This is a genomic window from Pseudomonas gorinensis (assembly GCF_042015035.1).
Lineage (GTDB): Bacteria > Pseudomonadota > Gammaproteobacteria > Pseudomonadales > Pseudomonadaceae > Aquipseudomonas > Aquipseudomonas gorinensis.
Genome location: NZ_CP167125.1, coordinates 6,491,249 through 6,503,813 on the forward strand (window position 1 = coordinate 6,491,249; position 12,565 = coordinate 6,503,813).

Consider the following 12,565-nt stretch of genomic DNA (forward strand, 5'->3'; position numbering starts at 1 on the left):
TTCAAACCTGAGCGATCCACTTGCGATGCGTATGAATCGACATCAAAACCCCAAACGCTGACAGCAATGTCACCAGCGAAGTTCCGCCGTAGCTAATAAACGGCAATGGCACCCCAACCACCGGCAGCAGGCCACTGACCATACCGATGTTGACGAAAACGTAAACAAAAAAAGTCATGGTCAGGCTGCCGGCAAGCAATTTGCCGAACAGTGTCTGCGCCTGGGCGGTAATCACCAGGCCGCGACCAATCAGCAACAGGTAGATCAGCAACAGGGCGCAAATGCCGACCAGGCCAAACTCCTCGCCCATCACCGCAATAATGAAGTCGGTGTGGCTCTCAGGCAAAAAGTCCAGGTGCGACTGCGTGCCCAGCAGCCAACCCTTGCCAAATACGCCGCCGGAACCGATGGCGGCTTTCGACTGGATAATGTTCCAGCCGGTGCCCAGCGGGTCGCTCTCCGGGTCGAGGAAGGTCAGGATCCGCTGCTTCTGGTAGTCGTGCATAAAGAAGAACCACATGGCCACCGCCACCGGGATGGCAGCCGCCAGCACGCTGAGGATCCAGCGCCAGCGCAACCCCCCCATGAACAGCACGAACGCACCGCCGGCCAGGATCAGCAGCGATGTGCCGAGGTCCGGCTGGCGCACGATCAGGACAAACGGCACGCCGATCAGGATCAGGCTGATCCCCACGTGCTTGAGCTGCGGCGGCAAGGTGCGCTTGGACAGGTACCAGGCGATGGTCGCCGGCATCAGGATCTTCATGAATTCCGACGGCTGGAAGCGAATCACCCCCGGAATGTTGATCCAGCGGGTCGCGCCCATGGCGTTGTGGCCCATCACGTCCACCACCACCAGCAGCAATACGCCAGCGACGTAGCCCAGCGGCACCCAGCGCGCCATGAAACGCGGCTCAAGCTGGGCGATCACCACCATCGACAACAGGCCCAGGCCGAACGAGGATGCCTGCTTGATCAGCAGGTCCCAGTTCTTGCCACTGGCCGAATACAGCACGAACAGGCTGCCGGCGGCCAGGGTCAGCAGCAGAATCAACAGCGGGCCATCAATGTGCATGCGTTGCAGCAACGTCGCGCGACGACGCATCACATCCTCGCTGGAGAGGATGCGATCAAAATTACTCTTCACTGGCCGTAACCTCGGTGCTTGAAGGGGGGCCGCCATATTCCGGCTTGAGCTTGCCGTCGTCGGCCAGTAACCAGGCATCCATGATCTGCCGCACCACAGGCGCGGCGACACCGGAGCCGGACTCGCCGTTCTCGACCATCACCGCCACCACGATCTTCGGGTCGTCAGCCGGGGCGAAACCCACAAACAAGGCGTGGTCGCGGTGGCGCTCCTGGACCTTGGAGCGGTCATATTTCTCACCCTGCTTGATTGCCACGACCTGGGCGGTACCGCTCTTGCCGGCAATGCGGTATTGCGCACCGAGGGCCGCCTTGCGTGCGGTCCCCCGGGCGCCGTGCATCACTTGCTGCATGCCGTGGTTGACCTTGGTCCAGTCGGACGGGTCGCGCAGCACAATATCCGGGATCGGGTTTTCATCCACCGGCTTCTCGCCTTCGATGGTCTTGGCCAGGTGCGGACGGTTCCAGATGCCTTTGTTGGCCACCAGCGCGGTGGCTTGGGCCAACTGCAAAGGCGTGGCCTGCATATAGCCCTGGCCGATACCGAGGATCAAGGTTTCGCCAGGGAACCACGCCTGGCGGCGGGTCGCGCGCTTCCATTCCCGCGACGGCATCAGGCCGGGGGACTCTTCAAACATGTCCAGGGAGACTTTCTGACCCAGGCCGAACTTGCCCATGTAGGCGGACAAACGGTCGATCCCCAGCTTATGGGCCAGGTCGTAGAAATAGGTGTCGTTGGAGCGCATGATCGCGGTATCCAAATCGACATAGCCGTCACCGGTGCGGTTCCAGTTACGGTATTTGTGATCGTAGTTGGGCAGCATGTAGTAGCCGGGGTCGAACACGCGGCTCGACGCCGTCACCACGCCTGCATCCAGGCCGGCAATCGCCACCGCCGGTTTGATGGTCGAACCCGGTGGGTACAGGCCACGCAGCACACGGTTGAACAGTGGACGGTCAATGGAGTCACGCAGTTCGGCGTAGGCCTTGAAGCTGATGCCGGTCACAAACAGGTTGGGGTCGAAACTCGGCTGGCTGACCATGGCCAGCACTTCGCCCGTCCTCGGATCCAGTGCCACCACCGCACCACGACGGCCGCCAAGCGCCATCTCGGCCGCCTCCTGCAACTTGATGTCCAGGCTCAGCACGATGTCCTTGCCCGGTACCGGATCGGTGCGTTTGAGCACCCGCAGCACGCGGCCGCGGGCGTTGGTCTCGACTTCTTCGTAACCCACCTGGCCGTGCAGCTCGGGCTCGTAGAACCGCTCGATACCGGTCTTGCCAATGTGGTGGGTGCCGCTGTAATTGACCGGATCGAGGCTTTTCAGCTCTTTCTCGTTGATCCGCCCCATGTAGCCGACGGAGTGCGCAAAGTGCGGCCCTTGCGGGTAATGCCGCACCAACTGCGCCACCACCTCCACACCCGGCAGGCGGAACTGGTTCACCGCGATGCGCGCAATCTGCTCTTCGGTCAGCTCGAACAGGATCGGCACCGGCTCGAACGGCCGACGCCCCTGCTTCATGCGCTTCTCAAAGATCACCCGGTCTTCCGGGGTCAGTTGCAGTACTTCGACGATAACGTCGAGGACCTGCTGCCAATCGCCGGAACGCTCGCGGGTCATGCTCAGGCTGAAGCTGGGCCGGTTATCCGCTACCACCACGCCATTGCGGTCGAAGATCAGGCCACGGGTCGGTGGAATCGGTTGCACGTGCACCCGGTTGTTTTCCGACAATGTGGAGTGATAGTCGTACTGGATCACCTGCAGGAAATACAGACGAGCGATCAGCACCCCAATCAGCGTCACCACCATGATCGCGCCAAACACCACGCGCGCGCGTACCAGACGTGCGTCTTTCTCGTGGTCCTTGATGCGGATCGGCTGGGTCATCGGGAGGGGCGCAGATTATTTGTGATAAGGGTGCCCGGACAGGACTGTCCAGGCGCGATACAGCTGTTCACCGATCAGAATCCTTACCAACGGGTGCGGCAGCGTCAGCGCCGACAGCGACCAGCGCTGGTCCGCCCGCGCGCAGACTTCCGGCGCCAGCCCTTCGGGGCCACCGACCATGAAGTTGACGGTGCGCGAGTCCAGGCGCCAGCGATCCAGTTCCACCGCCAACTGCTCGGTGCTCCAGGGTTTGCCGTGCACTTCGAGGGTGACGATGCGCTCGTTGGGGCCGACCTTGGCCAGCATGGCTTCGCCTTCCTGACGGATAAAGCGCGCCACATCGGCATTCTTGCCCCGGGTATTGAGCGGTATTTCCACCAGCTCCAGCGACAGCTCGGCGGGCAGACGCTTGGCATACTCGTGCCAGCCTTCCTCCACCCACTTGGGCATGCGTGAACCGACAGCAATCAGACGCAGGCGCACAGCCGTTCCTTATTCCTGGTCTTTGTTGAGCTTGTCGAAGTGCGCGTGGCCCACTTCCGGGCTGTGGTGCTTGCCATCAGCGGCGCGGCTCTGCTCGGCGCCTTTCCACAGACGTTCCAGGTCGTAGAACTGACGGGCGTTGGACGTCATCATGTGAACGATCACGTCGTCCATGTCCAGCAGCACCCAGTCGCTGTCGCCCTTGCCTTCTTCACCCAGCGGCTTGACGCCTTGGGCCTTCACGGCTTCGCGAACCTTGTCGAGCATCGCGCCGATCTGGCGGTTGGAGGTACCCGTGGCGATGATCATGAAGTCGGTGATGCTCTGCTTGTCGCGCACGTCCAGGACCTGGATGTCCTGGGCCTTCACGTCTTCCAGGGCGGCAACGGCGACTTTTACCAGTTCTTCGCCAGCCAGCTCCGGGCCAACATGGGCTTCAACCGGCAGCGGCGCGCTTTTGAACGTGCCTTTGCGTTTTACTTTGCTTACGTCTTTGTTCGTCATAAAAAACTCGTTTTGCTCGTATGTTCGGGCGCTTGCTGCACGACTGTTCGTGCGTTCAAGCGCGCCTTTTCAGTTCGACGCACGGTAAAGCCCGTGCGCATCGATGTAGGCCAGGACCGCGTCAGGCACCAGGAAACGTACCGACTTCCCGCTGGCCAGCAGTTGACGGATCTGGGTGGCAGACACCGCAAGCGGGGTCTGCCAGACGAATGCAATATTCCCGTTCGGCCCGGTCAGGGCCAAGGGGTCACTTACCGACCGCGCGGCCAGCAGGTTGCGCAAGGCATCCGGCGGTTCGCTGTCGGCATCCGGGCGTTGCAGCACCAGGATGTGGCAATGCTGGAGGAGTTCCTCCCAACGATGCCAAGAGGGCAGGCCGCAAAATGCGTCCCAGCCCAAAAGCAGAAACAACTGGTCATCTGCCGCCAGTTCAGCGCGCATCAGTTCCAGGGTGTCGACAGTGTAGGACGGTTTATCGCGCTTGAGCTCACGATCGTCCACCACCAGCGGCGGTATACCGGCAACGGCCAGGCGTACCATCTCCAGGCGTTGCTGCGCAGACACCTGCGGCGTATCGCGATGCGGCGGCCGGGCATTGGGCGCCAGGCGCAGCTCATCCAGCGCGAGGGCATCCGCGACTTCCAGGGCGCTGCGCAAATGGCCGATGTGTACGGGGTCGAAGGTACCGCCGAGCAGCCCGATGCGTTTAGCCATCAAGTGCGCACATGACCGTCGCCGAACACTACGTACTTCTCGCTGGTCAGGCCTTCCAGGCCAACCGGGCCGCGTGCGTGGAGCTTATCGGTGGAAATACCGATCTCAGCCCCCAGGCCATACTCGAAGCCGTCGGCAAAACGCGTCGAGGCGTTGACCATCACCGAAGCGGAATCCACTTCGTTGAGGAAACGCCGGGCATCGCTGAAATGCTCGGTAACAATGGCGTCGGTATGCTTGGAGCCGTATTGGTTGATGTGTTCGATGGCCTGGTCCAGGTCGTCAACGATGCGGATCGACAGGATCGGCGCCGTGTACTCGGTGTACCAGTCTTGTTCAGTCGCTTCGATCACGTCGCTGCCGAGCAGCGCACGGGTACGCTCGCAGCCGCGCAGCTCCACGCCCTTGTCACGGTAGATGGCAGCCAGTGGCGGTAGCACGCGCTCGGCAATGCCGGCGTGCACCAGCAGGGTTTCCATGGTGTTGCACGGGGCGTAGCGGTGGGTCTTGGCGTTATCGGCGATGCGGATTGCCTTGTCGATATCGGCGGCAACGTCGATGAACACGTGGCACACGCCATCCAGGTGCTTGATGACCGGCACCTTGGCATCGCGGCTGACGCGCTCGATCAGGCTCTTGCCACCGCGCGGCACGATCACGTCGACGAATTCCGGCATGGTGATCAGCGCGCCAACCGCTGCGCGGTCGGTGGTTTCCACCACTTGCACCACTTCGGCCGGCAGTTCGGCCACGGCCAGGCCCTGCTGGATGCAGGCCGCGATGGCGCGGTTGGAATGGATCGCCTCGGAACCGCCACGCAGGATGGTGGCATTGCCAGACTTGAGGCACAGGCTCGCGGCGTCGATGGTCACGTTCGGGCGCGACTCATAAATGATGCCGATCACGCCCAGGGGCACGCGCATCTTGCCGACCTGGATGCCGGACGGCAGGTAACGCATATCACGGATTTCACCGATGGGATCAGGCAGCTTGGCCACCTGACGCAAGCCTTCGATCATGTCGTCAATACGCGCCGGGGTCAGTGCCAGGCGATCCAGCAGGGCCGGCTCCAGGCCATTGGCGCGGCCGTTGGCCAGGTCCAGTTCGTTGGCGGCGGTCAGCTCGGAGCGCGAGGCATCCAGAGCATCGGCGGCGGCCAGCAGGGCACGGTTCTTCTGCGCGGTGCTCGCACGGGCGATCAACCGCGAGGCCTGACGGGCAGCGCGACCCAGGCGGGTCATGTAGTCAAGAACGGACTCAGTCATGGTCAGGGAGTCTTGGCAAAGAGGAAAGCGGCAGATTATAGCTGTGACGCCGCCCGACTGACAGCGGTGTGGGGCGGATGGTCGAAATGAACTGTAAAAACCTGGGGTTCAGCCGTAATTAAGGTGGGAGTTGTTATTATTCCGTCACATTTAGCCGTAATAACCCTGAACGCCATGTCCAGTTTTACCCCCCAACTCCCCGCCAGCGCCCTGCCCGACGGCTTCTTCGACCGCGATGCACAACTGCTTGCACGGGAATTGCTCGGAAAAATCATTCGCCACCGCGTCGGCGATATCTGGCTTTCAGCGCGAATTATTGAAACCGAAGCGTATTACGTGGCCGAAAAAGGCAGCCACGCCTCCCTCGGCTACACAGAAAAGCGTAAGGCTTTGTTTCTGGATGGCGGGCATATCTACATGTACTACGCCCGTGGCGGTGATTCGCTGAACTTCAGCGCCCAGGGACCGGGCAATGCCGTGCTGATCAAGTCGGCCTATCCCTGGATTGACGAACTCTCAGGTCCCGCCAGCCTGGCGCAGATGCTGTTGAACAACCCGAATGCCGACGGCAGCCCCCGCCCCTCGCAGAAGCTTTGCGCGGGCCAGACCTTGTTGTGCAAGGCGCTGGGTTTGAAAGTCCCGATGTGGGATGCCAAGCGCTTCGATCAGGAACAGCTCTATGTAGAAGACATAGGCCAGGTGCCGACGCAGATTATCCAGACCACCCGCCTGGGCATTCCCAGCGGCCGCGATGAACACCTGATGTATCGCTTCGTCGATGCCGGCTATGCGCCCTACTGCACACGGAACCCGCTGCGTCGCGGCCAGGTCGAAGGCCGCGACTACTTTCTGGTTTGAACACTAGCGCCGCAACACAGCGGTGGGTCAGCGACACATCTGCGGCCTGTTACACCGTTATCGGGAGCAAGCCCCCTCCCACATTAAATCTTCAGCGTTTCGCGTTATGTATGACATAGAGGGAGTGACGTTTTATGGGCCAATGGCTCGATAGCATTACCGGCTGGCTGACCCTGAACCCGCAATGGCTGGCGGCGGCGGTGCTTATCGTGGCGTGCGTGGAATGCCTGGCCATTGCCGGGCTGATCGTGCCGGGCACCGTATTGTTGTTTGCCATTGCGGTGCTGGCCGGCAGCGGGGCGCTGTCGTTGAGTGAAACCTTGCTGATGGGCTTCCTCGGCGGACTACTGGGCGATGGGGTTTCCTACTACCTGGGGCGACATTTCCACCAGAACATTCGCCGCCTGCCCGGCCTGCGCCATCATCCGGAATGGATGAACGGTGCCGAGACCTACTTCCACAAGTACGGCATCGCCAGCCTGTTGGTCGGCCGTTTCATCGGCCCGCTGCGGCCGATGCTGCCAATGGTCGCCGGCATGTGCGACATGCCGTTCCCACGTTTCGCCGCCGTGAGCATTCTGGCGGCGGCGGGTTGGTCGGTGGCCTACCTGATACCCGGCTGGGCGACCGGTGCCGCGTTCCGCCTACCCTTGCCGGAAGGGTTCTGGCCAGAGGCGGGCGTGGTCACGGCCTGCCTGGCGGTATTGATCGGGCTGTGCTTGAACAGCAGCCTGCGAGGCCATCGTCGGGCAACCTTGTGGATTGGGTGTGCCAGCCTGACGTTGTTGATCGCGCTGTTCATCGGCTACCCCCACCTCAACGATTTCGACCAGGGCCTGAGCGCACTGGTGCAGGAGCACCGCAGCCCATGGCTGGACGAGGTGATGGTGCGCATCACCCAACTGGGTGAGTTCAAGAAGATGTTCGTCGCCAGCGCCGTGTTCACCGGCCTGCTGTTACTGGCGCGACAATGGCGGCATGCGGTGTTTGTCGGTGTCACGCTGGCAGGGGCGGCGCTGATCAATACTGCGACCAAGCTGTTCTTTGCCCGTGGCCGACCGGAAATCCTGACCGACCCACTGACCAGCTTCAGCATGCCCAGCGGCCATGCCTCCGGTGCGTTCGCCTTCTTCCTGGCGCTGGCAGTATTGGCCGGTCGCGGGCAACCCACGCGGATGCGCCTGACCTGGATGCTGCTGGGGTGTATCCCCGCCGCCTTCATTGCGCTGTCACGGGTCTATTTGGGCGCCCATTGGCCCACCGACATCCTGGCCGGTACGTTGCTGGCGATGACAGTGTGTGCCTTCAGCCTGAACGCCAGCCAGTACCGCAGCCCGTTGCCGGCGATGCCCCAAAAAACCTGGTGGCTGCTGCTGCCGGCGCTGGTGGCGGTGCTGAGTTTTATCGCGCTTGCCGGCATGTCCCATGCGCTGCTGCGCTATGCCTATTGAGTGAATAGTTCGCCCTGCAACTCGTCGAGCAGCATCTGGATCGCATCCAGCCGCTGCTGTGGGTCGTCGAGTTGCAGCAGGTCGATCTTGTCGGCCTCGGTGAACGGCAGCAGGTACGCCAGCTGATTGCCCAGCGCCTGCTGGCCATCGGCGTGGGTGCCCATGTCCAGCGAGGCGACCATCGGGTGTTCGGCCAGGGCCTGGAGCAAGGCCAGCAGGTCGGCGTCCTCTTCTTCCAGCGCCTGGTCCGGCAGTTCTTCCAGCCATTGCACCTCGGCCACCAGCAACTGGTCCTTCTGCACCCCGGCGTCACGCACACGGAAACGGCGACCGCCTTCGACACGAATTCCCAGCAGGCCGTTATCCTGCTGCTTGAAGTCGCGGATCAGCGCTTCACAGCCGATCAGCGCGTAGCCATCCGGGGCCATGCCGACTTCCTGGCCGTCGAGGATGCACACCACGCCGAAGCTTTCGCCCTTTTTCATGCAACGGCTGATCATGTCCAGATAACGCGCCTCGAACAGTTGCAAGTCGAGGGTGCAGCCGGGGAACAGCACGGTATTGAGCGGGAACAGCGCCAGACTCATAAAGGTTTCCTTAAACCCGGTTTAAACAATTACCGACACCGCCAACGGCAGGAACACCGCCGTGGCCACGCCCATCAGACTCATGGCGAGCGCCGCAAAGGCGCCGCACTCTTCGCTTTCCTGCAAGGCCACCGAGGTGCCGACCGCATGCGCGGTCATGCCCAGGGCCATGCCGCGTGCCTCGGGGCTGTGTACGCCCAGTCGCGACAGGTATGCCGGACCGATCATCGCACCGATGACCCCGGTGATCAGCACAAACACCGCGGCCAATGCGGCGACACCGCCGATCTGCTCAGCCACCAGCATGGCGATCGGCGAAGTCACCGATTTGGGCGCCATGGTCATCAGCATCATGTGTTCGGCACCAAACCACCAGCCCAGCAGCACACACAGGCCAGTGGCCAATACGCCACCTATCACCAGCGTAGTAAAAATCGGCCAGAACAACTGCCGAATCCGCCGCAGGTTCAAATAGAGCGGCACTGCCAGGGCCACCGTCGCCGGGCCGAGCAGGATGCCCATGATCTCGGTGCTCTTGCGGTATTCGGCGTAGCTCAAGCCGCAACTGAGCAACACGCCAATCACCAGCAGCATGGAGACCAGCACCGGTTGCAGGAAAATCCAGCGAGTTTTCTCAAAGCCCGCCAGCACCAGTTGATAGGCGCCGAGGGTGATACCGATGCCGAACAGAGGGTGATGAATCACCGCCGCCCACGCGCCCTGCCAGTCGAAGGTCATTGTTCCTCCTCCTGTTGCGCCTGGCGCTTGACCAGCTTTTGCATCAGCAGGCCGACAAAGCCCATGGCGATCACCAGCGACAGCACCAGTGCGCCGACAATGGCCCAGAAGTCTGCGGCGATGTCCTTGGCATACACCATCACCCCCACCGCCGGCGGCACCAGCAGCAACGGCAGGTAACGCAACAGGCTGCTGGCCGCCAGGCTCAACGGTTCACCGACTTCGCCGCGCCATACCAGGTAGCCCAGCATCAGCAACAGGCCAATGATCGGCCCCGGCAGTACCGGCACCAGCAAATGATTGATCGCGGTGCCGATCAATTGAAACAGCACCAGCCATGTCAGACCGCGTAACAGCATCCGTTCTCCCCCCTCAAGGCTCGCCCGCATTATAAGCATGCCCGCTCTATGCTCCGGCATTCGCCATAAGCATGGTGGGTTGACCGGGCGGGTAGCCCATGATGATCTACATTGGTTCTCTGTAACCCCAAAAAAACAGCAACTGCCTCCCTCAGGAGCGAGATTGCTCGCGAAAAACTCGAGTGCGCCGCGCCGAACCAGAAAAGCCGGCGTTATCGTTAACGACCTTCGTGAGCAAGCTCGCGCCTGCAGCGGAGGGACAAACCGATGAACCAAGGAGAGACGCAATGCCCTATGTACCCGTAGCGCAGCTCAAAGATTATGTCGGCAAGGAACTGGGACGTTCCGAATGGCTCACCATCGACCAGGCCCGAATCAACCTGTTCGCCGAAGCCACTGGCGACCATCAGTTCATCCACGTCGACCCGGTCAAGGCCGCGCAAACGCCGTTCGGCAGCACCATCGCCCACGGGTTCCTGTCGCTGTCGCTGATGCCCAAGCTGTTGGAAGACATCCTGATCATGCCCGAGGGCCTGAAGATGGCGGTCAACTATGGCCTGGACAGCGTGCGCTTTATCCAGCCAGTGAAGGTCAACTCCAAGGTGCGCCTGAACGTCACCCTCACGGACGTCACCGAGAAAAAACCGGGCCAATGGCTGTTCAAGGCCACCGCCACCCTGGAAATCGAAGGCCAGGAAAAACCCGCTTACATCGCCGAGTCGTTGTCGCTCTGCTTCGTGTAAGCCCTTCCCTGTGGTGAGGCACTGAAACTCGCCACAGGGTATGTAAATTTATGTAAGAAACTCGCAGCTACGGCATACTCGGCGCTCAATTATCCGGATCCCGCTATGCGCCCACTTGCTCCCCTTGCCCTTGCCCTGTTGCTCACCGCTTGCGGAGACGGCGAATCGCTGTTGCCGCCCGATGCGCGCCTGCCCGACGGCGGCCGCTACCGGGGTGATGTGGTCAATGGTTTGCTGCAAGGCCAGGGCCGCGTGGACTACCCCAACGGCAGCTGGTACGCCGGCCAGTTCGACCAAGGCCAGTGGCACGGCCAGGGCGAATGGCACGGCAGCAACGGCGAAGTCTATAAAGGCCAGTTCAAGCAAGGCCTGTTCGATGGCCAGGGCAGCTTGAGCACGGCGGGCAGCCACTATGTGGGCGGCTTCAAGAACGGTCGACGCAACGGCGAAGGCACCCTCAAAGAGGGGCAAATGACCTATCGCGGCGAATTCAAAGACGACCAGTACTCCGGCCTCGGTCGCCTGGAGCTGGCCGACGGCAGCCAATACCAGGGCCAGTTCGCCCACGGCAAACCAAATGGCGAAGGCCAGCGCAACGACGACAGCGGCAACCAGTTCAGCGGCCACTTCGTCGATGGCCAACTGGAAGGCAACGGCACGTTCAACAGCGCTGACGGCGACATTTATGTCGGCCAGTTCAAGCAGAACCAGCTCAATGGCAAGGGCCGTTATGAAAACGCCGACGGCGACGTGTGGATCGGCCAGTTCAAGGAAGGCGCCCTGAGCGGCAAGGGCGAATTGATTGGTGTGGACGGTAGCCATTATGTCGGCGAGTTCGCCGACTGGCGCTTCAGCGGCGAAGGCCGCCTGAACCTGACCGATGGCAGCTTCTATATCGGCGGCTTCGACAGCGACAACTACCAGGGGCGTGGCACCCTGGTGCTCACCGACGGCACCGTGCAGGCCGGCACCTGGGTCAATGGCATGCGCGTGCGGGATGCCGACGGCAAGTTGCTACCCGACCCGCTGGAAATTGGCGTGCTCGCCCAGGGCCGCTTGCTCGAAGCCGCCCTCGCCGCCGTACCCGCCTCCACCCCGGCCGTGGAGCTGTACACCCTGGCCGTGGCCGGTGACGGTAAACAAAGCGTGTTCCTGCGCGAAGCGGACTACGTCAGCAATATGCTCGCCACCCGCTTCGGTGCCCGGGGGCAGATCCGCCTGGTCAACCACCGCGACCATATTGCCGACCGCCCCCTGGCCACCCGCGAAAGCCTGCGCCGCGCGGTGCAGACCCTCGCCGAACGCAGCGGGCCGGAAGACCTGGTGTTTATCTACCTGACAAGCCACGGCACCCACGAACATGAACTGGTGCTGGACCAGCCGCGCATGGAGCTGGCCGACCTGCCTGCCGATGAGCTGGCCGCCGTGCTCGCGCCGCTGAAGAACCGCGACAAGATCATCGTGATCTCCGCCTGCTACTCCGGCGGTTTCATCCCGGCACTGAAAGACGAACACACCCTGATCATGACCGCCTCCCGCGCCGACCGTGTGTCGTTCGGGTGCTCCGAGGAAGCCGATTTCACCTACTTCGGCGACGCCCTCTTCGCCCAGGCCTTCAACCAGACCGACGATTTGCAACAAGCTTTCAAACTGGCGCAACTGCACGTGAGCGAACGCGAACAGGCGGACAACTTCGAGCCTTCCGAACCGCAGATGTGGGCCCCCAAAGGCGTGATCGCCCATTGGCAATTATTACGCAAACAGCAGGCACGAAAGGCGCTCGAAAGCGTCTCAATGAATAGCAAGGAAGCCAAAGGCAACTAAGCTG

13 protein-coding genes are annotated in these 12,565 nt (G+C 62.0%); 4 read left to right on the forward strand and 9 right to left on the reverse strand.

Features of this window, described 5'->3' with window-relative positions; all coding sequences use genetic code 11:
- Position 1 precedes the first annotated feature (1 nt).
- From rodA to AB7933_RS29700, 6 genes are all read right to left on the reverse strand, one after another.
- On the reverse strand, positions 2-1,105 hold the full coding sequence (gene rodA / locus AB7933_RS29675; RefSeq protein ID WP_051448934.1) for a rod shape-determining protein RodA: 1,104 nt from the start codon (positions 1,103-1,105) through the stop codon (positions 2-4).
- Positions 1,106-1,136: 31 nt separating this feature from the next.
- On the reverse strand, positions 1,137-3,035 hold the full coding sequence (gene mrdA, locus AB7933_RS29680; protein ID WP_024077579.1) for a penicillin-binding protein 2: 1,899 nt from the start codon (positions 3,033-3,035) through the stop codon (positions 1,137-1,139).
- A gap of 15 nt (positions 3,036-3,050) precedes the next feature.
- Positions 3,051-3,518, reverse strand: coding sequence for a 23S rRNA (pseudouridine(1915)-N(3))-methyltransferase RlmH (rlmH, locus tag AB7933_RS29685; protein ID WP_003176297.1), 468 nt, complete (start codon positions 3,516-3,518; stop codon positions 3,051-3,053).
- 9 nt (positions 3,519-3,527) lie between these two features.
- Entirely contained in the window at positions 3,528-4,022 is a 495-nt protein-coding gene (gene rsfS, locus AB7933_RS29690; RefSeq protein ID WP_003176298.1) for a ribosome silencing factor, read from the reverse strand.
- A gap of 69 nt (positions 4,023-4,091) precedes the next feature.
- Complete coding sequence (nadD, locus tag AB7933_RS29695) at positions 4,092-4,736, reverse strand: nicotinate-nucleotide adenylyltransferase (protein WP_041161029.1); 645 nt, start codon at positions 4,734-4,736, stop codon at positions 4,092-4,094.
- Positions 4,736-6,001 carry a glutamate-5-semialdehyde dehydrogenase gene (locus AB7933_RS29700; RefSeq protein ID WP_024077581.1) on the reverse strand — a complete coding sequence of 422 codons (1,266 nt, stop codon included), beginning with the start codon at positions 5,999-6,001 and terminating at the stop codon, positions 4,736-4,738. The genes nadD and AB7933_RS29700 overlap by 1 nt, the downstream gene beginning before the upstream one ends.
- 174 nt (positions 6,002-6,175) lie before the next feature.
- Here AB7933_RS29700 and AB7933_RS29705 point away from each other — a divergent pair, with 174 nt between their 5' ends.
- Positions 6,176-6,859 (forward strand): DNA-3-methyladenine glycosylase, encoded by a 684-nt coding sequence (locus AB7933_RS29705; protein WP_024077582.1) that lies wholly within the window; start codon positions 6,176-6,178, stop codon positions 6,857-6,859.
- Between the two features lie 134 nt (positions 6,860-6,993).
- Complete coding sequence (locus AB7933_RS29710) at positions 6,994-8,310, forward strand: bifunctional DedA family/phosphatase PAP2 family protein (protein ID WP_024077583.1); 1,317 nt, start codon at positions 6,994-6,996, stop codon at positions 8,308-8,310.
- Here AB7933_RS29710 and AB7933_RS29715 read toward each other — a convergent pair.
- Genes AB7933_RS29715 through AB7933_RS29725 form a run of 3 tightly spaced genes read right to left on the reverse strand, consistent with a single transcriptional unit; the run spans position 8,304 to position 9,994 of the window.
- Positions 8,304-8,897 carry an LON peptidase substrate-binding domain-containing protein gene (locus AB7933_RS29715; RefSeq protein ID WP_024077584.1) on the reverse strand — a complete coding sequence of 198 codons (594 nt, stop codon included), beginning with the start codon at positions 8,895-8,897 and terminating at the stop codon, positions 8,304-8,306. The two genes, AB7933_RS29710 and AB7933_RS29715, sit on opposite strands and share 7 nt — an antisense overlap.
- Before the next feature lie 21 nt (positions 8,898-8,918).
- Positions 8,919-9,635 (reverse strand): LrgB family protein, encoded by a 717-nt coding sequence (locus tag AB7933_RS29720; RefSeq protein ID WP_024077585.1) that lies wholly within the window; start codon positions 9,633-9,635, stop codon positions 8,919-8,921.
- Positions 9,632-9,994, reverse strand: a complete 363-nt coding sequence (locus AB7933_RS29725) for a CidA/LrgA family protein (RefSeq protein ID WP_024077586.1) — start codon at positions 9,992-9,994, stop codon at positions 9,632-9,634. Before AB7933_RS29725 ends, AB7933_RS29720 begins: the two co-directional genes overlap by 4 nt.
- Before the next feature lie 287 nt (positions 9,995-10,281).
- On the opposite strand from AB7933_RS29725, the gene AB7933_RS29730 reads away from it, so the two are divergent.
- Positions 10,282-10,737, forward strand: a complete 456-nt coding sequence (locus tag AB7933_RS29730; protein ID WP_024077587.1) for a MaoC family dehydratase — start codon at positions 10,282-10,284, stop codon at positions 10,735-10,737.
- A 105-nt stretch (positions 10,738-10,842) separates the two neighbouring features.
- A complete protein-coding gene (locus AB7933_RS29735) occupies positions 10,843-12,561 on the forward strand; it encodes a C13 family peptidase (RefSeq protein WP_024077588.1) in 1,719 nt (572 codons plus the stop codon).
- Positions 12,562-12,565: the final 4 nt, after the last annotated feature.